Annotated in this window: 24 protein-coding genes; 21 read left to right on the forward strand and 3 right to left on the reverse strand. The window is 38.7% G+C overall.

Annotated features, from left to right (window positions below; genetic code table 11):
* The first annotated feature begins 88 nt into the window (after positions 1–88).
* The 21 genes from BN1938_RS23495 (at position 89) to BN1938_RS23500 (ending at position 20739) form a co-directional block, all read left to right on the forward strand.
* Positions 89–232 (forward strand): hypothetical protein, encoded by a 144-nt coding sequence (locus BN1938_RS23495; RefSeq protein WP_153919697.1) that lies wholly within the window; start codon positions 89–91, stop codon positions 230–232.
* A gap of 132 nt (positions 233–364) precedes the next feature.
* Positions 365–1552 (forward strand): MerR family transcriptional regulator, encoded by a 1188-nt coding sequence (locus tag BN1938_RS18650; RefSeq protein WP_050641970.1) that lies wholly within the window; start codon positions 365–367, stop codon positions 1550–1552.
* Positions 1553–1713: 161 nt separating this feature from the next.
* Positions 1714–2610 (forward strand): glucose-1-phosphate thymidylyltransferase RfbA, encoded by an 897-nt coding sequence (gene rfbA, locus BN1938_RS18655; RefSeq protein ID WP_050641971.1) that lies wholly within the window; start codon positions 1714–1716, stop codon positions 2608–2610.
* 43 nt (positions 2611–2653) lie between these two features.
* On the forward strand, positions 2654–3682 hold the full coding sequence (rfbB, locus tag BN1938_RS18660) for a dTDP-glucose 4,6-dehydratase (protein ID WP_050641972.1): 1029 nt from the start codon (positions 2654–2656) through the stop codon (positions 3680–3682).
* A 29-nt stretch (positions 3683–3711) separates the two neighbouring features.
* On the forward strand, positions 3712–4599 hold the full coding sequence (rfbD, locus tag BN1938_RS18665) for a dTDP-4-dehydrorhamnose reductase (RefSeq protein WP_050641973.1): 888 nt from the start codon (positions 3712–3714) through the stop codon (positions 4597–4599).
* Between the two features lie 102 nt (positions 4600–4701).
* On the forward strand, positions 4702–5310 hold the full coding sequence (gene rfbC, locus BN1938_RS18670) for a dTDP-4-dehydrorhamnose 3,5-epimerase (RefSeq protein ID WP_050641974.1): 609 nt from the start codon (positions 4702–4704) through the stop codon (positions 5308–5310).
* Between the two features lie 1481 nt (positions 5311–6791).
* Complete coding sequence (tagD, locus tag BN1938_RS18675; protein ID WP_050641975.1) at positions 6792–7196, forward strand: glycerol-3-phosphate cytidylyltransferase; 405 nt, start codon at positions 6792–6794, stop codon at positions 7194–7196.
* A 5-nt stretch (positions 7197–7201) separates the two neighbouring features.
* Positions 7202–8023, forward strand: coding sequence for a LicD family protein (locus BN1938_RS18680; protein WP_050641976.1), 822 nt, complete (start codon positions 7202–7204; stop codon positions 8021–8023).
* Between the two features lie 12 nt (positions 8024–8035).
* Positions 8036–9100: an NAD-dependent epimerase/dehydratase family protein gene (locus BN1938_RS18685; RefSeq protein WP_050641977.1), complete on the forward strand. Its 1065-nt coding sequence runs from the start codon at positions 8036–8038 to the stop codon at positions 9098–9100.
* 81 nt (positions 9101–9181) lie between these two features.
* Positions 9182–10432 (forward strand): nucleotide sugar dehydrogenase, encoded by a 1251-nt coding sequence (locus BN1938_RS18690; RefSeq protein ID WP_050642760.1) that lies wholly within the window; start codon positions 9182–9184, stop codon positions 10430–10432.
* Positions 10433–10434: 2 nt separating this feature from the next.
* Positions 10435–10911: a PssD/Cps14F family polysaccharide biosynthesis glycosyltransferase gene (gene pssD / locus BN1938_RS18695; protein WP_050641978.1), complete on the forward strand. Its 477-nt coding sequence runs from the start codon at positions 10435–10437 to the stop codon at positions 10909–10911.
* A 12-nt stretch (positions 10912–10923) separates the two neighbouring features.
* Positions 10924–11400: a PssE/Cps14G family polysaccharide biosynthesis glycosyltransferase gene (pssE, locus tag BN1938_RS18700; RefSeq protein WP_050641979.1), complete on the forward strand. Its 477-nt coding sequence runs from the start codon at positions 10924–10926 to the stop codon at positions 11398–11400.
* Between the two features lie 14 nt (positions 11401–11414).
* Complete coding sequence (locus tag BN1938_RS18705; protein WP_050641980.1) at positions 11415–12281, forward strand: ATP-grasp fold amidoligase family protein; 867 nt, start codon at positions 11415–11417, stop codon at positions 12279–12281.
* Positions 12282–12283: 2 nt separating this feature from the next.
* Positions 12284–13615 (forward strand): DUF362 domain-containing protein, encoded by a 1332-nt coding sequence (locus BN1938_RS18710; RefSeq protein WP_050641981.1) that lies wholly within the window; start codon positions 12284–12286, stop codon positions 13613–13615.
* Positions 13616–13740: 125 nt separating this feature from the next.
* Positions 13741–14817 carry a glycosyltransferase family 1 protein gene (locus tag BN1938_RS18715; RefSeq protein WP_050641982.1) on the forward strand — a complete coding sequence of 359 codons (1077 nt, stop codon included), beginning with the start codon at positions 13741–13743 and terminating at the stop codon, positions 14815–14817.
* A gap of 17 nt (positions 14818–14834) precedes the next feature.
* Positions 14835–15314 carry a serine O-acetyltransferase gene (locus tag BN1938_RS18720; protein ID WP_050641983.1) on the forward strand — a complete coding sequence of 160 codons (480 nt, stop codon included), beginning with the start codon at positions 14835–14837 and terminating at the stop codon, positions 15312–15314.
* Between the two features lie 141 nt (positions 15315–15455).
* Positions 15456–16511, forward strand: coding sequence for a glycosyltransferase (locus BN1938_RS18725; protein ID WP_050641984.1), 1056 nt, complete (start codon positions 15456–15458; stop codon positions 16509–16511).
* A gap of 22 nt (positions 16512–16533) precedes the next feature.
* Positions 16534–17751 carry an O-antigen ligase family protein gene (locus tag BN1938_RS18730; protein ID WP_050641985.1) on the forward strand — a complete coding sequence of 406 codons (1218 nt, stop codon included), beginning with the start codon at positions 16534–16536 and terminating at the stop codon, positions 17749–17751.
* A 10-nt stretch (positions 17752–17761) separates the two neighbouring features.
* Positions 17762–19228, forward strand: coding sequence for a lipopolysaccharide biosynthesis protein (locus BN1938_RS18735; protein WP_050641986.1), 1467 nt, complete (start codon positions 17762–17764; stop codon positions 19226–19228).
* Positions 19229–19460: 232 nt separating this feature from the next.
* Positions 19461–20435, forward strand: coding sequence for an acyltransferase family protein (locus BN1938_RS18740; RefSeq protein WP_050641987.1), 975 nt, complete (start codon positions 19461–19463; stop codon positions 20433–20435).
* A gap of 160 nt (positions 20436–20595) precedes the next feature.
* Complete coding sequence (locus BN1938_RS23500) at positions 20596–20739, forward strand: IS66 family insertion sequence element accessory protein TnpA (RefSeq protein ID WP_330581589.1); 144 nt, start codon at positions 20596–20598, stop codon at positions 20737–20739.
* 48 nt (positions 20740–20787) lie between these two features.
* On the opposite strand, the gene BN1938_RS24280 is transcribed toward BN1938_RS23500, so the two are convergent.
* The 3 genes from BN1938_RS24280 to BN1938_RS24290 are packed head-to-tail and all read right to left on the reverse strand — an operon-like array spanning position 20788 to position 22408.
* Positions 20788–21471, reverse strand: coding sequence for an IS66 family transposase (locus BN1938_RS24280; RefSeq protein WP_330581606.1), 684 nt, complete (start codon positions 21469–21471; stop codon positions 20788–20790).
* Positions 21369–21962, reverse strand: a complete 594-nt coding sequence (locus BN1938_RS24285) for an IS66 family transposase (protein WP_050641989.1) — start codon at positions 21960–21962, stop codon at positions 21369–21371. Before BN1938_RS24285 ends, BN1938_RS24280 begins: the two co-directional genes overlap by 103 nt.
* Positions 21935–22408, reverse strand: coding sequence for an IS66 family transposase (locus BN1938_RS24290; RefSeq protein WP_082203064.1), 474 nt, complete (start codon positions 22406–22408; stop codon positions 21935–21937). The genes BN1938_RS24285 and BN1938_RS24290 overlap by 28 nt, the downstream gene beginning before the upstream one ends.
* Positions 22409–22599: the final 191 nt, after the last annotated feature.

A 22599-nucleotide genomic window follows, 5' to 3' on the forward strand; every position in this document is an offset into this window, starting at 1 on the left:
AAAATCCCGGTGCACTGAAATTATTGGAGTATTTGCGCCTTAGCCTGCATATAATAACATGTATAGAAATATCATAAGGAGGGGCTATATGATCTATTTTATAATAGGCGTGTTTTTGTTTTGTCTGATCACCTTTGTTTTGTTTTGCATCCTGCACTGCAGCACTCTTTATGACCGACTGACAGATGACGAGCAGCAGGAAAAATTTCTGCGCCTTTACATGGACAAGTAATTATTTGCAGCAGCCCGGGCCTGCGTTATTATTACAACTATTCATTGCCTCTTCTTTGTTTTCCCTTTATAATATTTTATAATATCTTATTCTGCAGCTAACTGCCGGACAAGTTTCGAAAGGATGAAAACAATGAAGAAGCCAGGTTACTATTCTTCCGGTGAGTTTGCGCGCATGGCCCACGTCACCCTGCGCACAATCCGTTATTACGATAAACAGGATATATTAAAACCCTCTCTTGTCACAGAGTCGGGAGCACGTTTTTATACGGATGCCGATTTTGCGCGGCTTCAGCAGATTCTCTTGCTGAAGTACCTGGGTTTCTCTCTGGATGACATCCGTCAGATGACCATAAATGATTCCGATTACCACTTTATGCTGAACTCACTGCATATTCAGCTAAAGCTCGTTCAGGATCGGATCGAGCAAATGCAGCTCGTTGAAAAAGCAATCCAGGATACCGCGGAAGTGATTCAGAAGGAGCATAACATTGACTGGAGCCAGATGCTGAATCTCATCCATCTGACCAGCATGGAAAGCAGTTTGAAAAATCAGTATCAGAATGCTTCTAACATTTCTGCAAGAATCAATCTCCACAGCCTATATTCCCAGAATCCACAGGGCTGGTTTCCATGGATCTGTGAACAGTGCCGGATTGAGCCGGGAATGGAAATCCTTGAAATCGGATGCGGAGACGGGACACTTTGGCAAGAAAACCTTTCAAAGCTGCCGGCACATGTTCATATCACACTGTCCGATATCTCTGAGGGAATGCTCCGGGATGCCCGCCGGGCTGTAGGAGCAAAGGACTCCCGTTTTTCTTTTGAGGCCTTTGACTGCCACCGGCTTCCCTTCGAAGAGCACAGCCTGGATCTGGTTATTGCCAACCATGTGCTCTTCTACTGCGAGGATATCCCACAGGTATGCAGCGAAGTACAGCGTGTTCTGAAACCGGACGGCCGCTTTTTGTGCAGCGCCTACAGCTCCCGCCATATGGCGGAAGTCAGCCGACTTGTACATGAATTTGACGAAAGAATCATGCTTTCGGCAGACAAGTTATATGAAAAATTCGGCCTTGAAAATGGCGCCGGTATCCTAAAGGAATATTTCGCGGAAACAGACTGGAGACTCTACGAAGATTCTCTGCTGATCCCGGAACCGGAGCCGCTGATCTCCTATATTCTTTCCTGCCACGGCAACCAGTATCAGTATATTTCAGAACATTATACGGAATTCCGTTCATTTGTAAAAAAGAAAACAGCAGGTGGGTTTCATATTACAAAGGAGGCCGGATTATTTATCTGCACTCCCAAAAAGTAATGCTTCATCCATGCCCAACTGAGTTTTTTCCATAAAATTCTTAAGAATTTATGAAAAGGCTTGAAGGTGACCTAAGGTCACCTTTTATAATACACACACAGCTTGAATCAGAACAACTAATCTTTGATACCAGTAGTCCATACAGATAAAGGAGATTTCTTATGAAAGGAATTATTTTAGCAGGAGGTTCAGGGACGCGCCTCTATCCTCTGACAATGGTAACCTCCAAACAGTTACTGCCGATTTATGATAAACCCATGATTTATTATCCGATGTCCGTGCTCATGAATGCCGGCATCCGCGATATTTTAATTATTTCCACGCCGCAGGATACTCCCAGGTTCAGGGAGCTTTTAGGCGATGGACACCAGTTCGGTGTGGAACTTAGTTATGCAGTGCAGCCAAGCCCGGACGGTCTGGCTCAGGCATTTATCATCGGCGAAGAGTTTATCGGAAATGATACCGTTGCCATGGTTCTCGGTGATAACATTTTTGCCGGCCACGGGCTGAAAAAAAGGCTGAAAGCTGCGGTAGAAAACGCAGAATCAGGCAGAGGCGCCACCATCTTTGGCTATTATGTAGATGATCCGGAACGTTTTGGAATCGTTGAATTCAATAACGAAGGAAAGGCCATTTCTATAGAAGAAAAACCTGCAGCGCCCAAAAGCAACTACTGTGTTACCGGCCTGTATTTTTATGACAACAAAGTTGTAGAATACGCAAAAAGCCTGAAGCCAGGGGCCCGCGGGGAACTGGAGATCACAGACCTGAACTGTATCTATCTTGAAAATAACAGATTGAATGTGGAACTGCTCGGTCAGGGCTTCACCTGGCTGGATACCGGAACTCACGAGAGCCTCGTGGAAGCCACTAATTTTGTTAAAACGGTGGAATCTCACCAGCACCGCAAGATTGCATGCCTGGAGGAAATCGCCTATATGAACGGATGGATCACCAAAGATGACGTTCTGGAGGTCTATGAAATATTCAGGAAAAATCAGTACGGCCAATATCTGAAGGACGTTCTGGACGGTAAATTTCTGGATGTCCTGCATTAATAACTGCTGAAAACAAAGAATATACTATAAGGAGACTATCAACATGACAATAATCGTAACCGGCGGCGCCGGATTCATCGGAAGCAACTTTATATTTCATATGTTAGACAAATACCCGGACTACCGCATTATCTGCCTGGACTGTCTGACTTATGCAGGCAATCTCTCTACGCTCGCACCTGTAATGGATAACCCGAATTTCCGTTTTGTTAAAGAGAGCATCACAGACCGCGCTGCTGTAGAGAAATTATTCGAAGAGGAACACCCTGACATGGTCGTAAACTTTGCTGCTGAAAGCCACGTAGACCGTTCTATTGAGAACCCGGAAGTGTTCTTGGATACAAACATCAAAGGAACCGCCGTACTGATGGATGCCTGCCGCAAATACGGCATCAGCCGTTATCATCAGGTATCAACCGACGAGGTATACGGCGACCTGCCTCTGGACAGACCGGATCTGTTCTTCACCGAGGAGACGCCGATCCACACGAGTTCCCCTTACAGCTCCTCCAAGGCCGGAGCAGACCTGCTTGTAATGGCCTACTACCGTACCTATGGGCTTCCGGTCACCATCAGCCGCTGCTCTAATAACTACGGGCCATATCATTTTCCGGAAAAACTGATTCCGCTTATGATTGCAAATGCGCTAAACGACAAGCCGCTCCCGGTCTACGGCAAGGGAGAAAATGTCCGCGACTGGCTCTATGTGGAAGACCACTGCAAGGCAATTGATCTGATTATCCACAAAGGACGCGTAGGGGAAGTCTACAATATCGGCGGGCACAACGAGATGAAAAACATTGATATTGTTAAGATCATCTGTAAAGAACTCGGCAAACCAGAGAGCCTGATCACTTATGTCGAAGACCGCAAGGGCCACGACATGCGCTATGCGATTGATCCAACCAAAATCCATAGTGAGCTTGGCTGGCTTCCGGAAACTAAGTTTGCGGACGGCATCAAAAAGACCATCCAGTGGTATCTGGATCACAAAGACTGGTGGGAAAACATTATTTCCGGCGATTACCAGAACTATTATGAACAAATGTATGGGAACCGCCAGGAATTATAATTCGTTTTTTAATGAAATGGAGTGACTATATGAAGGTTTTAGTAACAGGTGTTAAAGGACAGCTCGGTTATGACTGTGTCAATGAACTGAGGAAACGGGGCCATGAAGCTGTAGGTGTTGACATTGAGGAAATGGATATCACCGATGCAGCTTCCGTAGACAGCGTGATTAGAGAAACCAATCCGGATGCGGTGATACACTGTGCTGCCTGGACTGCGGTAGATGCCGCTGAGGAGGAAGACAACAAAGAAAAAGTACGTCTGGTTAATGCAGTCGGAACACAGAACATCGCAGATGTCTGCAGGGATCTGGACTGCAAAATGCTCTACCTCTCCACAGACTATGTATTTGACGGCCAGGGCACCAAACCGTGGCAGCCAGACTGCACAGATTATAAACCGCTGAGCGTATACGGTGAGACTAAGCTGGCCGGAGAACTGGCTGTTTCCCGGACACTGGACAAATATTTTATTGTCCGTATCGCCTGGGTATTTGGCAAAAACGGAAAAAACTTTATAAAAACCATGTTGAATCTGGGCAAGACACATGATACCATTAAGGTTGTCAGCGACCAGATCGGAACTCCGACTTACACGTTTGACCTTGCAGTATTGTTAGCAGATATGATTGAAACAGAAAAATACGGCTACTATCATGCAACAAACGAGGGCGGATACATCAGCTGGTATGAGTTCACCAAGGAAATCTTCCGCCAGGCTTTCGAGATGGGGCGGACGGAATACTCTCCCGAGCGGCTGAACGTCATCCCGGTTACCACGGAGGAATACGGCATATCAAAGGCTGAACGCCCGTTCAACAGCCGGCTGGACAAAAGCAAGCTGACAGAAAACGGTTTTACACTTCTCCCCACATGGCAGGATGCCGTGCGGAGATATTTACAGGAAATTGAATTTTAGAAAAGAAGTTCTGAGATCTAAGCAGATAAACTTAGTAATACAAGGGCTGAAAGAATGTTTTTGGCCCTTCAACAAAGACTGAAACAATATCAGGAGGTAAAGATGGGACAGATTAAAGTAGAAAAAAATGTTGGCGGCATCCATGGGCTCTGTATCATCGAACCTGCCGTCCACGGCGATTCCAGGGGATATTTTATGGAAACTTACAACCAGAAGGATATGGAGGACGCAGGTCTGTCCATGCATTTTGTGCAGGATAACCAGTCCAGTTCAAGCAAAGGCGTACTGCGCGGGCTCCATTACCAGAAGGAATATCCCCAGGGAAAACTGGTAAGGGTCATCAAGGGGCATGTATTTGATGTTGCCGTTGACCTGCGGAGCGAATCCGAAACTTATGGCAAATGGTTTGGTGTTGAGCTGACCGAAGAAAATAAAAAGCAGTTTTATATACCGGAAGGCTTTGCACACGGATTTTTGGTACTCTCTGATGTTGCAGAGTTCTGTTATAAATGTACGGATTTCTATCACCCCGGCGATGAAGGCGGGCTTGCATGGAATGACCCGGAGATCGGCGTCTGCTGGCCGCAGGTGGCCGGCGAGTATAGGGGCAGCGCTTCCGCTGACGGGTATCGGCTGGAAGACGGGACCGGGCTTATATTGAGTGAGAAAGATCAGATGTGGGATGGGTTTCGGGGGACTTTTAAGTTTTAGGGGACTCTGAAACCTATAGATCTTTATTTACCATCCATATTTATTGGTTTGGATCTTCGATAAACAGTAAGTACATAATCACAGAAAGTAAAATCAGCCGCAAAGTTGCGGCTATTTTCTTGTCTTTTTTTATTTATTAAGTTTTATTGATATGGGATTTTCAATGGCAGTGTAGTATCGTTCTTCTGGCAAATACATGGATACGGTATAGTATTTTCATCCTGACACACTCGGTTCTTTATAGTGTGAATATGTCTTCTTGCTTTCTTTTTACATTCACTGAAATAAATATGTAATCTTAAACAGTTTTAAAAGTATTATGAAATTTTTATAATCGATGTGGATTTTTCTTTTTCATCTCATGTTATGTATCAATTTCCGATCTTAATACAGAATCAGCAATTAAATCATGGCCTGCTAGGATGCTTTGCATAATGATTTCTACCGTTATTGGAATATTGAAAACGCCTTCCTCAAGTCTAAACTAAACATTTCTCTTATCATTTTTCCAATATTTGTGTTCATACTAAGTATGTTGTTCAGGATCGTTTCTCCAAGGTAATTGGTCGCTTGTGCTTTTTCCTTCTCAAGTAATAAGATATAAGAAAAAGCGTAAGATTTCCTTACAGATAGTTTCCAGCAATCTTAGCGCTCTTCTCTTCCATCCTCTTTTCTTCTTACTGCTCTTCTATTGGCTGCCATAATCAACGGCTATGACGGGCAATATGATTTCTAGTATTGAATCCCTTTTATTATTTTCTTCTAATTTCCTAAGCGGTAGAAGTTAACGGAGTCTCCTGCTCTTTTGATTAGTCAAATATCATATATCATAATTATCGGCACATTCTTTTGGATAACTGTCTAAGTGTATATTGGAGGTAAATTGACTGGGCTGGGAATGTACTAATAATAACAATTATTTGGAGGTAGCAATACATTTTTCAATACGAATAGAGGAATTTGTTAAAGCAGTTCATTGATATTTGTATAATATTTCCCTTTTTAAGACAAGGGCAACATCCGTAACAGGTCTAACTGAAAGAATCATTAACAAAGATAGGAGCACAAAGTCGGATTAAAGATGCAGTCAGATACAAAACTTTCTTTCAAAACTGGATTATTTTTTTTAATAAAAAAGATGCCAATAAGAGATTTTTTCATCAAATTTTATGGTTTCAAGAAAATTAGGTGGTAATAGGAGTCAATGAATATTTCTATGTCAAATGCAGCTGAACGACAAAAATTTGTTTTGGAAGAGAGTTGCAATGAAAGTTATAAAAAATAATTTGATTATATGACTTTGTGAATACTGTTGCTAAGTAAGAGATAGCCGCATCATAATCTAAAGGTATTGCTAAATTTAAAGATGAATAATAAAGGCAATTCAATAGGCTGCTAAATAGATAACCTAAGAATAAAGCCCTTTAAAAAATTGGTTCAAGTAATTTGAACACTCAATAACGAGAAAGATGGTATGTAACATGAAGCGAGTAATTACATATGGTACTTTTGATCTTCTGCACTATGGGCATATTAATATTTTACGTCGTGCCAAGAAATTTGGCGATTACCTAATAGTAGTTTTGTCAACAGATGAATTTAACTGGAATGAAAAGCAGAAAAAATGCTACTTTTCATATGAGCAACGTAAGCAGCTTTTAGAAGCAATTCGTTATGTCGATTTAGTAATTCCTGAAACGTCTTGGGAACAGAAAAGGACAGATATTCATGAGTACCACATAGATACTTTTGTTATGGGCAATGACTGGGAGGGGAAGTTTGATTTTCTGAAAGATGAAGGCATCGAAGTAATTTATCTTCCAAGAACACCAGAAATAAGCACTTCTCAGATTAAATGTGATTTGAATAATAAAAGGAGCATGTAAGTTAGATGGATACACAGCAAGTATTACATAAGATGCACGATCTTCATTTGATTTTAGCAGATGAGTTAAAGCATATCTGTGAAAAAAACGATATAAAGTACTTTTTGATTGCTGGTTCCTTACTGGGGGCAGTCAGACATCAAGGATTTATTCCATGGGACGATGACATGGACTTTGGCATGAAACGAAATGATTTTGAAAAATTTATTAAGGTTTGCGAAAAAGAAATAGATTGTGATAAATTTTATCTTCAATACGACAGAAATGACAAATACTATACTTTCAATTTTGCGAAATTAGCACTTCGAGGAACAAAAGTTATTGAAGCTTTTTCAGACAAAGTTAATACGGAAACTGGAATATATATAGATATTTTCCCAATAGATAATCTGTCGGACAAAGCAGTTCAAAGGATTGTTCAATTGAAAAGCTTTTTTATTGTACGTAATTTGCTGTGGATTAAGTGCGGTTATGGAAATGAAGAAAGAAAAAAAGAACTATCATATAAGATTGGAAAAATAGGGGCCACTTTCTTTAATATAGAAATGCTAAAAAAGTGGAAGCACACAATTATTACAAGATATAAAGATGAAAATACCGCATTAGTAGTAACAAGCGATGGAAACTACGGCCTAAAAAAAGAAACTTTAAAAAGTGATTGGGTTGAAAGCATCCGGGAATATCGTTTTGAAGACAGATCGTTTCCAGGAATTGCTGATTATAAATCGTACCTAAGCTATTTTTATGGAGATTACATGGAACTACCGCCTATTGAGGAACGAAATCATCATGGGCGCTTAGATATTGATTTCGGAATTTATGAATAAGAGGTGTTTAGCATGGAATTTTCTACACTAGACAGAAAAGTATTCTTAATAACAGGTGCGGCGGGATTTATAGGCTACTATTTATCCAAAAGAATTTTCAAGGATATCGATAGAGCTGTAGTCATTGGCGTTGACAATATGAATGATTATTACGATATCCGGCTGAAGAAAGCACGTCTGGCGGAGTTGGTGGCTCACCCCTCGTTTGTTTTTATTAAAGGTAGCATTGCAGATAATATGTTGATTAAGGGAGTTTTCGAGAAATACAAGCCTTCTATTGTAATTAATCTTGCAGCGCAGGCTGGCGTACGATATTCCATCATCAATCCTGATGTCTATATAGAATCCAACATAATTGGTTTCTACAACATTCTGGAGGCCTGCCGTCATTCCTATGACAGCGATCAGCCCGGCGTAGAACACCTGGTGTATGCGTCCAGTTCTTCTGTTTATGGCGCTAACAAAAAGGTTCCCTATAGCATAGAGGATAAGGTGGACAATCCGGTATCACTCTATGCAGCGACTAAGAAATCTAACGAGTTGCTAGCACACGCCTACTCTAAGCTCTACAACATTCCTTCAACGGGCCTGCGTTTCTTTACGGTGTATGGCCCTGCGGGCCGTCCGGATATGGCGTACTTTGACTTCACTAATAAGCTACGTCAGGGTAAAACTATACAGATTTATAACTATGGCAATTGTAAACGGGACTTTACTTATGTGGATGATATTGTTGAGGGGGTTATGCGTGTGATGAACAAAGCTCCTGATAGAATAACGGGCGAGGACGGCCTGCCATTGCCGCCCTATGCGGTGTATAACATAGGTAACAATCAGCCAGAGAATCTGCTGAACTTTATAAAGATACTTCAAGAGGAGCTAATTCGTGCAGATGTGTTGCCGGAAAATTACGACTTTGAAAGTCACAAGGAGCTTGTACCAATGCAACCGGGCGATGTACCAGTAACGTATGCAGATACGAACGCAATAGAACGTGACTTCGGATTCATGCCCAGTACCAGCCTTCGTGACGGATTAAGGCGATTTGCAGAATGGTACAAAGAATTTTATATGTAAACAGTCCCACATTGTTTCAGGAAATCTGAATTTTAAATTTAAATGAAAAATAAAACCACAGCGTGGAGAGAGAAAATGATTATGAGAAAGTACAAAGATTTAAAAATTGCAGTTGCCGGAACTGGTTATGTGGGCCTTTCGATAGCTATATTGCTAGCACAGCACCATAAGGTGACAGCTGTCGATATCGTACCGGAAAATGTGGAACTGATTAACAACAAAAAGTCACCGATTCAGGACGAATACATTGAGATGTATCTGGCAGACAAGGATCTTGATCTGACAGCAACACTAGATGCAAAGCAAGCATATAGCGATGCCGACTTTGTGATTATCGCCACACCTACAAACTATGATTCCAAAAAGAACTTTTTCGATACTTCGGCCGTGGAGACGGTGATCAGACTGGTCATCATGTACAATCCTGAAGCCATTATAGTGATCAAGTCTACAGTTCCAGTTAGTTATACCGAGAGTATCCGTGAAAAATTTCATTGTAATAATATCATTTTCAGTCCTGAATTTTTACGCGAAAGCAAAGCTCTTTATGATAATTTATATCCTAGCCGTATCATTGTTGGCACTGATATTGGGGACACATTTCTCGTAAAGGTGGCCCATACCTTCGCAGAATTATTACAGGAGGGGGCTATTAAGGAGAACATTGATACGCTGTTTATGGGATTCACTGAAGCTGAGGCAGTCAAACTTTTTGCGAATACCTACCTTGCACTACGCGTGTCCTATTTCAACGAGCTGGATACTTATGCCGAAATGAAAGGATTGAACACACAGCAAATTATTAATGGCGTGTGTCTTGATCCTCGTATAGGAACCCATTATAACAATCCTAGTTTTGGATATGGTGGCTACTGTCTGCCAAAAGACACAAAACAGTTATTGGCAAACTATCAAGACGTGCCAGAAAAACTTATCGAGGCTATCGTGGAGTCCAACAGAACGAGAAAAGACTTCATTGCTGATAGGGTTCTGGAAGTTGCAGGTACTTATGAGGCAAACGATAGCTGGGACAAAAACAAAGAAAAAGAAGTGGTAGTTGGCGTATATCGATTGACTATGAAGAGCAATTCTGACAACTTCCGTCAGAGCAGCATCCAGGGGGTTATGAAGCGTATCAAAGCAAAAGGGGCCACTGTAATCGTCTACGAGCCAACACTGAAGAATGGAGATAAATTTTTTGGCTCGCTAGTTGTGAATGATCTGGATAAATTCAAAGCGCAGAGCATGGCAATTATTGCAAACCGCTACGACAGGCACTTGGACAATGTGAGGGAAAAGGTGTACACCAGAGACATTTTTCAGAGGGATTAAGGATGGTAGATAAAGGACAAAGTAAAAAATTATGTTTCGCGGCATCTTCCGGTGGACACTTTGAGCAGATTGCAATGCTTAAGCCTTTGATGGATAAATACGAAAGCTGTGTAGTAACAGAAAGAACAGAATATAAATCGTCAATCAAGGGGCAAAAAATGCATTACTTGCATCAGGTTAACAGGAAAGAAGTAACTTTTCCTTTTTGGATGATTGTAAATGCACTTAAAAGTATAAAAATTATTATAGAAGAAAAGCCAGATATGGTTATTAGCACAGGAGTATTAGCAATGATTCCGTTGTGTCTGATCACGAAGTTTCTTAGAAAAAAACTGATATACATTGAATCTTTTGCAAAAATTTCTTCTCCAACAGAATCAGGAAAGTTAATATATAAATTTGCTGATCAGTTTTATGTGCAATGGGAATCAATGCTGAAATTCTATCCAAATGCGATTTATTTGGGAGGGATTTATTAGGGAGTAATAACGATGATTTTTATTACATTAGGTTCACAGAAATTTCAATTTAATCGACTGTTGAAGGCAATAGATGAATTGGTTGCAAACGGATCAATAGCAGATAGAGTGTTTGCCCAGTGTGGATATAGTAATTACAAGCCACAGCACTTTGATTGTAAAGATTTTATGGATAGAGATGCGTTTACCGCAGAGATAGCAAAGGCTGATATAGTTATTACGCATGGCGGAACTGGAGCAATTATTGGAGCTTTAAAACAAGGAAAGAAAGTAATTGCAGTTCCAAGGCTGGCAAAATATGGAGAACATGTTGATGATCATCAGCTACAACTTATAGGTCAGTTTAAGGAACTAAAGCTTATATGTGAATGTCAAGATGTAGAGAAAATTAGTGAGGCGTTGAAGACTGTTAAGAAGACAGAATACAGAGCTTATGTAAGCAATACTGAGGCGATTATAAATAGCATTGAAGAGTTTATTAAGAAGTAAGATGGAGTTTTATTATGAGTATAAAAACTATGTGCCGTTCTATAATAAATGGAGCTGCGGCATTAATAGGACCAGAAAATGCATTAAAACTTGAAGCCTCCTTGCGGTTTCACAAAAGAATTGATTTAGATAGTCCGCATACTTTGTCGGATAAGATTTGTTACTTAGAATTTAGAAAAGAAAATCCTTTATCTATAATCTGCTCAGATAAATATGATGTTAGGGCTTATATTAAGAGTAAAGGATTAGGTGAAATACTTGTTCCGCTTATAGGAGACGTATATTCGGATGCTGAATCCATTGAGTTTGAAAAACTCCCGCAAAAATTTGTGCTTAAGGCTACTTACGGCTGCTCAATGAATTTGATATGTGCAGATAAAAATTTTCTGAATATTGAAGCTGCGAAACAAACAGTCGGTGAATGGCTAACAAAGGGATTCAACAGAGATACATTGGAACCACATTATCATAAAATAAAAAAACGTATTATTTGTGAGCAGTTTTTAGAAAATGCAGAATCTATATTGGACTATAAGATTCATTGCTTTAACGGAACTCCCAAATTTATTTTGGTTTGTAGCGAACGAGATAAGGGATTGAAACTAAATCTTTACGATCTTTCTTGGAACCCAATACATGAAATACGAGGAAAATATATAAATACTAATGAAATTGCGAAGCCCTCCCGATTAAAAGATATGATCAAAATAGCCAAAACATTGTCAGAAGACTTTGATTTTGTAAGAGTAGATCTTTATCAAATCAAGGATACCATCTATTTTGGCGAACTTACTTTTACTCCGGATGGAGGAATGCTTTCATACTACACTTCTCAGTTTGACGAAAAAATGGGAGAACAATTAATGATAACGGAGCAATAACGATGGAATTAGTGTACATTTTTGAAGAGCCGGAATATGGCAAAGACAAAATTAAAAAGTTAATATCTTTATCTAAGGTATTAGAAAGTATTAATACTACAGATACAGTTGTTGTTAAACCTAATTTTGTACAGGAGTCTAGAGTTCAAGATGATGACTGGGATTATGTTATTACTCATCCGGTTATTATTTCTGCGGTATTAGAGCTTTTGTGTGAAATTCTTGATCAAGATGGAAGAATCATTTTAGCGGATGCTCCGATGACAGGTGCATCGTTTGATAAAATTCTGTCTCATTTACCAGTAGAAGAATGGAAACAGTACTGCGGTGTAAAGAAAATTCCATTTGAAATCATAGACTTAAGAGACGAAGAATGGGAAATGGCGTCAAATGGTATCATATTAAATAGACAAAAACTATCTGGTGATCCATTAGGAAAAGTTTTGGCGAATTTACAAAGAGAAAATAGTGAATTTTTTTACAAATCGGCTACAACTCAAAAGTTGTATGGTGCAGATTATAATATTAAAGAAACTAATAACGCGCATAATGGGGTAGATAATTATTACAGTGTGTCAAAAACGGTGATTAGTGCAGATGTTTTTATTAATTTACCTAAATTAAAAACACATAAAAAGGCCGGAATAACTTGTTGCCTAAAAAATCTTGTAGGCATTAATACAAATAAAAATTTGTTACCCCATCATACAATAGGAACGCCTAAGGATGGTGGAGACCAGTTTGAATCTAGTTCTTCCAGCGCCTCCATTGAAAGCGGAATTACTATGGCCGCCAAAAATATGGTGGTTAAATTTAAAATCTTATCCCCACTGCTTATTCCATTAAAAAAAATTGCGGTTCTTTTCTGGGGAGACAACAAAAAGACGGCACGCAGTGGAGGATGGTTTGGAAACGATACTTTGTGGAGAACAATCTTAGACTTAAACAAAGTAATGTTCTACGCTAACTCGGATGGTACATTTCGAGAAGATAAGTGCCTGTCGAAAAAAAAGTATATTGGAATTGTCGATGGAATATACGCTGGGCAAGGAAATGGGCCTCTTGAACCAGACCTTATTAAAGCTGGCTTGTTAATTTGTGGAACAAATCCTGTTGCTATAGATTGTGTAGCAGCTAAATTGATGCACTTTGATTATAAAAAGATTCCGCAGCTGTACCATGCATTTGACATCAATAAATATAGGTTAATCGAGAGTACATATGAAGAAATAGAATGCGTATATAGAAACAAAAAGCAAAAACTATTAGATTTAGAAAGCTCTGATTTGTTTTGGAAAGCAGCACTTGGATGGATCGGACATATTGAATTGTGATCCTGATGGGATGAGATTGACCAGACGCAAAATTATATGCAACAGACAATATTTGGTAGACTCAGGTGAGAATACAGGAGAAGATTGTTGTATTTGTATTGGAGATTATAGAGGGATTATAAAATATGCATAAACATATATTAGTAATTAATACAATCGGGTTGAACTACGAAGGTATTACATTTGTCATATATAATTACTTGAATTCAATGGATAGATCAGATATGGACATTGATTTTATTGCATTTGAATCAATTAAAAAAAAACTTAAAGATACATTTGAAGAGTTGGGGAATGTATTTAATGTGCCAGATAGAAAAAAGAATACTAAGGCTTATATTAAATCGTTACATTCAATCTTAAAAAACGGTTATGACGTGGTGCATATCCATGGTAACAGCGGAACAATGTTAATTGAATCGGCCCTAGCAAAAAAATGCGGTGTAAAGCGCGTGCTATGCCATTGCCATAACACTTCATGTGAACATCCTTATTTAAATCGATTATTTAAGCCTGCTATGAATGCGTGTGTCTCACTGCGGCTTGCTTGTTCAGAGGCATCTGGAAAATGGTTGTATGGTAACCAAACATATACTGTTCTGAACAACGCTATTGATTTAAAAAAGTTCCAATTTTGTGGGAAAATGAGAACTGAAGTTAGGGCAGAATTTGGATATATATCCAGGTTTGTGATTGGGCATATTGGCTATTTTAGCCTAGTAAAGAATCAAACATTTTTGATTGATATATTTCATGAAGTGCACAACCTTCTACCAGAGGCGAGGTTGTTGCTCATTGGTGAAGGACCGATGCGTAGTGAAATGGAGCAAAAGGTGAAAGCACTCGAAATGGACGATGTTGTGACTTTTACCGGACAGCGTAGCGATGTGCAGCGATTGTACCAAGCGATGGACTGTTTTGTAATGCCCTCTCTCTGGGAAGGGCTCCCTCTTGTTATACTTGAAGCTCAGGCTAGCGGCCTGCCTGTACTCGCCTCCGATGTCATAACTGATGACGTAAAATGCACAGAGCGTATTCAATTTATGTCGTTGACAGTAAAAGCAAGAAAATGGGCTGAGCAAATTGTACAAATTAGAAAGCGGAACTTTGACAGAAACAAAGATATAACGAATGATTTTAGAGGTCATGGGTTTGATATAACAGTTGAAGCGAATAGACTGAGACAGATTTACATGGAATAAATAAGGAAGGAGATTGTATGCGGATTATAGAGGACTATAAACATTTTGTTGTGGGGGGGACAGGTAAAAAGATAGCCACTCTTCTGTTCAATCCATGTTTTCACAGCGTATGCTTATTTCGCCTGTCCAACTTCTTCTATCGTATACACCTCAGTGTAATCAGCAAAGTTATATGGTATATTAATAGGATGTTATTTCATGTTGACATAGATTATCGGGCTGATTTAGCTGGGGGATTTATGCTAGTCCATGGCCTGGGTACCGTTATAGGTAAAACAGTGATTTCAAAGGGCTGGTTAACTGTTTATCAAGGAGTTACACTTGGAGGCGGAAATGGGAAACCGTGCAGACAGGATGAGGATGGCGTTGAGAGAGGGATGCCATTATTAGAAACGGGATGTACAGTTTATGCAGGTGCAATCGTGGTCGGTGGAATACTAATCAAGGAGAATACAATAATTAAAGCAGGAAGTATAGTTTCAAACGATATCCTTTGATTTGAATGTGCTTGTAATAATTCGGAAGCTTTATCTTTGAATTAATCTATTTTATATCAATCTGAACCTAATAGTATTATTTAAAATAATTCATTACAAGTAAACTATATACTTTGTGCATTAAGCTGTAAAGGAGGTAAAATGAAAAATATTCTATTTGTTGGTAACGGCCTCGGTAACGGCGGAGCAGAGAGAGTTATTAGTCTGCTTGCTAATGCCTTAATAAATGAAGGGGAAAATGTCTATATTTTATCTTTTGTAAAAGCAGATAAAACATATAATATAAATCCCCATGTTAATATTATTAGTGCATCTAACGGTAAAAACTCCATTGATAAGAAGATAAGAAGAATTATTATGATAAGAAGAGTTGCAAAAGAACAATCTATCGATGTTGTAATTGCTTTTTCTTACTATTATGTAATGGCTGCGATCCTTGCCCTAGCCGGAACGGGAATTAAATTAATTGGTTCTGAGAGAAATGATCCAGCTCAATTGGATAATAGGACGATCTTAAAAATATTTCGGAATATGTTATATAAACGGTTGGATGTACTGGTGTGTCAAACCGAAGATGCAAAAAAATATTTTCCTTTAAAGATTCAAGATAAAATTATTATTATTATGAATCCTGTTACAGAGTGTCTTCCAGAAGCATATTTTGGAAAGAGAGACAATCGAATCGTATCTTTTTCAAGGTTAGAACCTCAAAAAAATATTCCTATGATTATCGATGCCTTTGCAATGCTGCATAATGAATATCCAGAATTGATTCTTGAATTATATGGGGAAGGTAGTCAAAAATCTGAAATTATAAATTATATCAAAGAACGTAAACTTGATAATTTCGCATTTGTACGCCCATTTGCAATAGACATACATGAGAAAATCAAAAAAGCTGCTATGTTTGTACTGGCTTCAAATTATGAAGGATTATCAAATGCTATGCTTGAAGCTATGGCAATTGGTCTTCCAACAATTTGCACAGACTGCCCTTGTGGTGGAGCAAGAATGGCTATTCAAGATAATATAAATGGATTTTTGATCCAAGTAGGAGACACTGTAGCTTTATATAGAAAAATGAAATTTATAGTAGAGAATAAGGAAAAAGCTAGAAATATAGCAATGAAAGCCACGACTATTAGAAACTCATTGAATAGTAAACATATAATAGCAAAATGGCGCGAAGTGATATAATAGTATAAAAGGATTTTAATCTATGAATATAGGACGAATAAAACCAATCAATATTATGGAGTGTTCTGGATTGTTGTATACATTTGCGGTCTCTTTTAGTGCAAGTACCGGAACTCTCTTTGTAAAGAGTACACGAGTACTTATTTTTGCTATTTTTGCATTTAATATATTTAGATCAAAAAAATTAAAAAAATTACCTTTATTATACTACACATATACAGGCACTTTTTTTGCTTTTTGCTGTTTTTCGATCATTTGGGCTGTTTCTAGAAAGATTGCTGTTAATTCAATCACGACATTGCTTTACATTATTATTATAAACTGGATTCTCTTTATTACTTTACATAAAAGGCCCAGCTATATAGTGGATATCTTTAGGGCTATTATTTGGGGGGCAATTTTTCATGCCGCCAATATATATCTGCAATTTGGCTTAACAATATATTTGTTTAATCGCGGCGGTTCAAATGGCGTTGAAAATGCTAATACATTAGCATATGTTACCTCAATAGCTGTTATATTATGTATCGTTATTACGTCAAATAATCTCGTAAAAAACAAGCATTTATATCATATCCTGTTAGTCTTGAATATTATCTCTGCTATATTGACTGCCTCAAGAAAAGTATTCTTATTTATTGGAGTATTTGTAACTGTTTATTACATCCTAAAATCCAACAATTCAATCAAGATAATTAGAAATATTATTTTAGTCTTGCTTGCCTTGTTGAGTATTATGGTTTTGATATTTAGAGTGCAATTTTTATATACACTTGTTGGATCTAGAATTGAAACTATGATCATTGGTTTTTTAGGAGGAACGACAGATAGTAGTGTTGGTTTTAGATTACATTTAATCGAATGGGGAATAGAATGGTTTAAAGAAAAGCCGTTGATTGGACATGGAATTGATTGTTATAAATTTTTATTGGGGACAAGATATTCAAATACTTGGGTAGGCTCTGCAGGGGTATATGCCCATAATAATTATATTGAATTGCTTGTTGATGTAGGACTATTAGGAACTGTGCTATATTATGCTGGTTATGTTTTAATAATTGGTAAATATATTAAGATACGGAAACTAAAGAATAATTTGGCAATAGCAATGTTAGCTATAGTTCTTTCTTTGCTAGTGACAGAGTATGGACAAATATCTTATTCCATTGCTTTTTTGCAGGAAGTTATTATGTTGATTTGGTTTATAGTTTTTAACCATAGTTCTTTTTGTAAATATTAGAGGAATATAAATGACGAACTCAATAGATAAGAAAATATACAATGCCACAAAATGGTCCTCAATAACTGAGGTTGCTGGAAAATTGGTAACTCCAGTTTCGAATATTATTCTAGCAAGAATACTAACACCGGACGCATTCGGTATTGTTGCTACAGCCTCAATGATATTTAGTTTTGCGGATATGTTTACTGATTCTGGATTTCAAAAATATCTTGTACAGCATGAGTTTAACAGTAAAAGAGAGAGAGAGGACTATGCTACTGTTGCATTTTGGACAAATATGGTGCTTTCAATAATTTTTTGGTTGCTTATCTCAATTTCTAGTGATCAACTTGCGATACTTGTTGGAAGCCCAGGTTTAGGAAGAGTATTTATTGTTTCCTGTATTTCATTGCCATTAACTTCTATGAGTAGCATTCAAATGGCCTTGTATAGAAGAAATTTTGACTTTAAGACTCTTTTTTTTGTTAGAATGATTGCTGTTGTAATTCCTTTAACTATAACAATACCACTAGCTATTTTAACAAATAGCTTCTGGGCGTTAATTGTTGGCAATGTTTGTGCCAATCTCTCTAACACTATTGTTCTGACTTGGAGATCTTCTTGGAAGCCTAAACTATTTTACGATGTTAATATATTGAAGGAGATGCTTTCCTTTAGTGTCTGGTCATTGATAGAAGCAATTTCTATTTGGATGACCAGCTATCTAGATGTATTTATCGTGGGAACATATTTGACAAGCTACTATTTGGGACTATATAAAACATCTATGAATACAGTTAACCAAATTATGACTCTAGTTACTTCTGCCACAATGCCGGTATTATTTGCGGCTTTGTCCAGAGAACAACATGATTTTGTGAAATTCAAACGTATATATTTTTCTTTCCATCGAAATGTCGGGCTGTTGCTTGTCCCCATGGGTGTTGGTATTTTTCTGTATCAAGATTTAATAACAAAAATTTTATTAGGCAGTCAATGGACAGAAGCAGCACCATTCATTGGGATGTGGGGATTTGTGAATGCGTTAAAAATTATGTTTAGCAATTACTGTTCCGAGGCGTATAGGGCAATGGGAAAACCCAAAGTTTCAGTATTCGTGCAGATTTCACAGTTAATTGTTTTAGTACCCTCCATAATTTATAGTGCTCAAATAGGATTTCAATTACTATATATTATGCGATGCTTGGTATCCTGTGAGTTAATTTTAGTTAATTTATCTGTTGTATATTTTGTTTTACATATTTCCCCATTACATATGTTCAAAAATATCGTTCCAGAGATTGGAGCTACTATCATAATGGCTTGTACTTCATTGGCTTTACGTAAAGTGTCTTCAGGAGTTGTTTGGAGTTTTGTTTCTATTGTAGTTTGTGCTATTGTGTATTTTGTTATAATTTTGCTATTTCCTAGTATACGAGATCAGTACATGTTACCAATAAAAAAATATAGCATGAAATTTCGAGGGAAGAAATAATATAATTAAGCACAGAAAATGCGATTATAGTTCGTATGTATAAAAGAGTAAAATGGCGAAGGTTCTAAAATATATTCTTTTAATTTAATTGTAGCAGGTGTTTTAGGGAGCTTTCTATGCCCTTCGGTAAAATACTATGAAGTAAAAAACAGTTCATACCAATAGCTGTCTTTCAAGGAGAAAAGTAGAGCGTTATTGGGATGTATATCTAACTGGTTTAAGGAGGATGTCTGTGCAAAAGGTAGAAATTCATTACAGAAATAAACAAATTGATGGGCTAAGAGCAGTAATGATTCTGATGATTGTAATATTTCATCTCACTTGTCGTTTCCAACAATTATATACTAACTCGGATATACCGTTTGTAAAATATTGGGGAGGAATTGGTGCACTAGTATTTTTAATGATCTCCTCATACTTTGCAGCCGAAACTAAGATTAGCCAATTACCAATAAAAATTTTCAGGTTGTGGCCTGCATATTTTATAAGTATTACAATTACTATGTTCGTACTATCCGTTCTCCCCGTTGAGGGAAGAATGTGTACCTGGAAAGATTACTTAATAAACATATTCTTTTTGAATGGATATATTAATATACCATATGTGGATGGAGCACATTGGTATATAACAACATTAATTTCTTCTCTAGTTGTTATTGCATTAATTAATAAGTCACAATCCAATGAATGTATAGGGAGCTTTTTAATTTGGATTATAGTGTCCATATGCTTTAAGATTACAAAATTGACAATGTTTACACTCTTAATAGCTGGGTCATATTCAGGAATAGTAAGTATTGGTATTGCTATCAAAAGATACATTAAATTCTATAAAGAAAAAAAAATAGCCTTGTGTAGAAAATGGTTACTTTTATTATTAATAGGACTTGGTGCAACGGGATATTTAATGGGGATGATAAAGACTGTAGAAGCTGGGATTGCAATTATTATTGTGGGTGGTTCAACATTAGAAAAATTTCCTATATTAAATTGCAGGTTATTACAATTTATTGGGGCAATCTCATATCCTTTATATCTGCTTCATCAAAATATCTCATATGCAATAGAATTGTATATGATACGACGTATTGGGAGTTTTTCAATCATCTATTCAGTGGTTGCATTTACTTTTGTTTTTATATTGGCAATTATTGTGTACAAGTACGTTGAAAAACCGTTTAATAAATGGCTAAAAAAAGCTTTTTGAATATAAACGCCGTAAGCACCAAGTATTAGGGTGGCTGGTATTTGACCACGTTTTGCTCCATAATAAGTGTAGCTAGATGCAAGCATTTCGCTCCAAAATGTATCTTCGGTTTTGATAGAGGCTGACATTTTACTACAGAATTATGGAGGTGTTTAAAACAATGTCTACTTACAAAACCAGAGTACCGGCCGACCAGCAGTATCAGCTGATCATGGAGTGCCGGAACAGCGGCCTTGCGGATTACCAATGGTGCAAAGAGCACGGGATCCATCCGGGTACTTTCTACAACTGGGGTATACGGTAAACCATGAGTACTGGCTCATTTTTTGACCGCCGTTTCCGGCGGCCAGGTCTACACATTGGTCGTTTTAGACTTGCTCCGGCAGGTCTCAGGTAACTGATCTGACCAGGGAAGTAGTTCTTCTATAAAGCTGTATTCCGTGTCATCTTGATGGTCTTTCAAAACTGTCAGGACATGGGCCAGATAACGGAACGGATTCAGGTTATTCGCCTTTGCTGTTTCCATTATGCTGTAGATGATCGCGCTGGATTTCGCGCCATCGATACTGTCGATCAGCTTCCACGCATGTTTATGCAGGCAGAAGCTGCGGAGCGCTCCTTCTGTTACGTTGTTGTCAAGAGGGACTTCACCATCATTCAGGAACACTTTCAAGGCCTCTTCCTGATTGATACAGTAATTGATCCCTTCCAGTGTTTTCCCTTTGGAAAGACGGCCTAAGGATTGAACTTCCTTTGTCCACGCAAAGAAAGCAGCCGCCAGAGGTTTGCCTGTGATCTGCCGCTGCTTCTTCCGATCATCCGGCTCCAGATCGGATAATTGATTGTCCAGATGATAAATGGCTCCAATCCGCTTTAGTGCTTCATATGCAACAGTATCTTTTGCGGTTTTTTGTGCCCCTTTCGGAAGGGCTTTTAAAGCATCCGAGAAATACCGTCTTGCATGTGTCCAGCAGCCGGCAAAATGATATCCGGATTTTCCCGGTCCAGCTTCCTGTAAGCGGAATAGCCGTCGCAGACAACCACCCCTGAGAAGCCCTTCAGAAATTCTCTTGGATGGTCTGCTTTTCGGGTGCGCTGATATTCATACAGGATGATCGGCGTGTCTGTGTAAATCTTACCGGTGCGGTAGACCCACATATAGCTCCTGCTGTTTGCGGGGCGTCCGTCTTTCGATACCATAACTGGGGTCTCGTCCGCCTGCACCACATGGAAACGATATAACTCTTTATGGAAGTAATCATAAAGGATACCAAGATACCGGTCTGCACACTGGATCATCCAGTTCGCCATCACCTGCTTGGAAATATGGATGTCATTCCGCAGGAATTCCTGGCTGATCCGATACAAAGGAAGCCCGTTTACATACTTAGCATTCATGATACTTGCTGCCAGAGAGGGGGTAAGGAGGCTGTTTCGGAGCAGATCTTTCGGACGGTCTGCCTTAACGATCGTCTGATTGTCCCTGCCGGAATAGACGGCTACATGATGTTCTTCAACTGTATACACGGCTGGCTGGACATGGACTCTTTTGTAGACTTCATCCGGAAGCTGCTTCCAGCCGTCCCCCCAAAGAGTTCCTGTAGTTTTTCGTCCGAAAGACTATGTGGGATCACTTCAACTGGAAGATCCTTTAAATCTTCCTCACGTTTCCCTTTCCTTTTTCGGCGGCTGACCTGGATCACATCCTCTTCGGCAGGCTCAACGACATAAAGAGTTTCTGTCAGGGCTTCTGCTTCGATAAAGATGAGTTCCAGTTCTAACTGGCCTGCGATGACATCCAGCTTTTCAGAAGAACGCCCATAGCGTTTATTGTTTGCATCAGCGATCTGCTCGATCAGTCGCTCCATATTTGCGTTCAGCTGGCTCATTTGATCCTGCATGGACAGGATCACTGCCATGAGTGTTTCCCTGCTGAAGCTATTCAGTTCTTCTGGTGTATAGATCTTTGACATGTCCGGTGCTCCTTTGTTTTGCTGGAACTATTGTACCGCAAAACAAAAAGCGAACCATGCAAAAAGATCCTTCGTCATTCTCACCATAGGATAAATACTCCGAAAAGCCGAAAAAACTATTAGTTTTTTCAGTTTTTCAGGGTACTTATCCACACGGCAGCTTGCCGCTGGTAAGTACTCCATAATTGAAT

The sequence above is a fragment of the Eubacterium sp. SB2 genome, from assembly GCF_001244405.1.
In the GTDB taxonomy this organism is placed as follows: Bacteria; Bacillota; Clostridia; order Lachnospirales; family Lachnospiraceae; genus Faecalicatena; species Faecalicatena contortus_B.

Excerpts from the sequence above, each read along its gene's own strand:
- BN1938_RS23495 (WP_153919697.1), top strand. The coding sequence starts at position 89 with ATGATCTATTTTATAATAGGCGTGTTTTTGTTTTGTCTGATCACCTTT.
- BN1938_RS18650 (WP_050641970.1), top strand. The coding sequence starts at position 365 with ATGAAGAAGCCAGGTTACTATTCTTCCGGTGAGTTTGCGCGCATGGCC.
- rfbA (WP_050641971.1), top strand. The coding sequence starts at position 1,714 with ATGAAAGGAATTATTTTAGCAGGAGGTTCAGGGACGCGCCTCTATCCT.
- rfbB (WP_050641972.1), top strand. The coding sequence starts at position 2,654 with ATGACAATAATCGTAACCGGCGGCGCCGGATTCATCGGAAGCAACTTT.
- rfbD (WP_050641973.1), top strand. The coding sequence starts at position 3,712 with ATGAAGGTTTTAGTAACAGGTGTTAAAGGACAGCTCGGTTATGACTGT.
- rfbC (WP_050641974.1), top strand. The coding sequence starts at position 4,702 with ATGGGACAGATTAAAGTAGAAAAAAATGTTGGCGGCATCCATGGGCTC.
- tagD (WP_050641975.1), top strand. The coding sequence starts at position 6,792 with ATGAAGCGAGTAATTACATATGGTACTTTTGATCTTCTGCACTATGGG.
- BN1938_RS18680 (WP_050641976.1), top strand. The coding sequence starts at position 7,202 with ATGGATACACAGCAAGTATTACATAAGATGCACGATCTTCATTTGATT.
- BN1938_RS18685 (WP_050641977.1), top strand. The coding sequence starts at position 8,036 with ATGGAATTTTCTACACTAGACAGAAAAGTATTCTTAATAACAGGTGCG.
- BN1938_RS18690 (WP_050642760.1), top strand. The coding sequence starts at position 9,182 with ATGAGAAAGTACAAAGATTTAAAAATTGCAGTTGCCGGAACTGGTTAT.
- pssD (WP_050641978.1), top strand. The coding sequence starts at position 10,435 with ATGGTAGATAAAGGACAAAGTAAAAAATTATGTTTCGCGGCATCTTCC.
- pssE (WP_050641979.1), top strand. The coding sequence starts at position 10,924 with ATGATTTTTATTACATTAGGTTCACAGAAATTTCAATTTAATCGACTG.
- BN1938_RS18705 (WP_050641980.1), top strand. The coding sequence starts at position 11,415 with ATGAGTATAAAAACTATGTGCCGTTCTATAATAAATGGAGCTGCGGCA.
- BN1938_RS18710 (WP_050641981.1), top strand. The coding sequence starts at position 12,284 with ATGGAATTAGTGTACATTTTTGAAGAGCCGGAATATGGCAAAGACAAA.
- BN1938_RS18715 (WP_050641982.1), top strand. The coding sequence starts at position 13,741 with ATGCATAAACATATATTAGTAATTAATACAATCGGGTTGAACTACGAA.
- BN1938_RS18720 (WP_050641983.1), top strand. The coding sequence starts at position 14,835 with ATGCGGATTATAGAGGACTATAAACATTTTGTTGTGGGGGGGACAGGT.
- BN1938_RS18725 (WP_050641984.1), top strand. The coding sequence starts at position 15,456 with ATGAAAAATATTCTATTTGTTGGTAACGGCCTCGGTAACGGCGGAGCA.
- BN1938_RS18730 (WP_050641985.1), top strand. The coding sequence starts at position 16,534 with ATGAATATAGGACGAATAAAACCAATCAATATTATGGAGTGTTCTGGA.
- BN1938_RS18735 (WP_050641986.1), top strand. The coding sequence starts at position 17,762 with ATGACGAACTCAATAGATAAGAAAATATACAATGCCACAAAATGGTCC.
- BN1938_RS23500 (WP_330581589.1), top strand. The coding sequence starts at position 20,596 with ATGTCTACTTACAAAACCAGAGTACCGGCCGACCAGCAGTATCAGCTG.
- BN1938_RS24290 (WP_082203064.1), bottom strand. The coding sequence starts at position 22,408 with ATGTCAAAGATCTATACACCAGAAGAACTGAATAGCTTCAGCAGGGAA.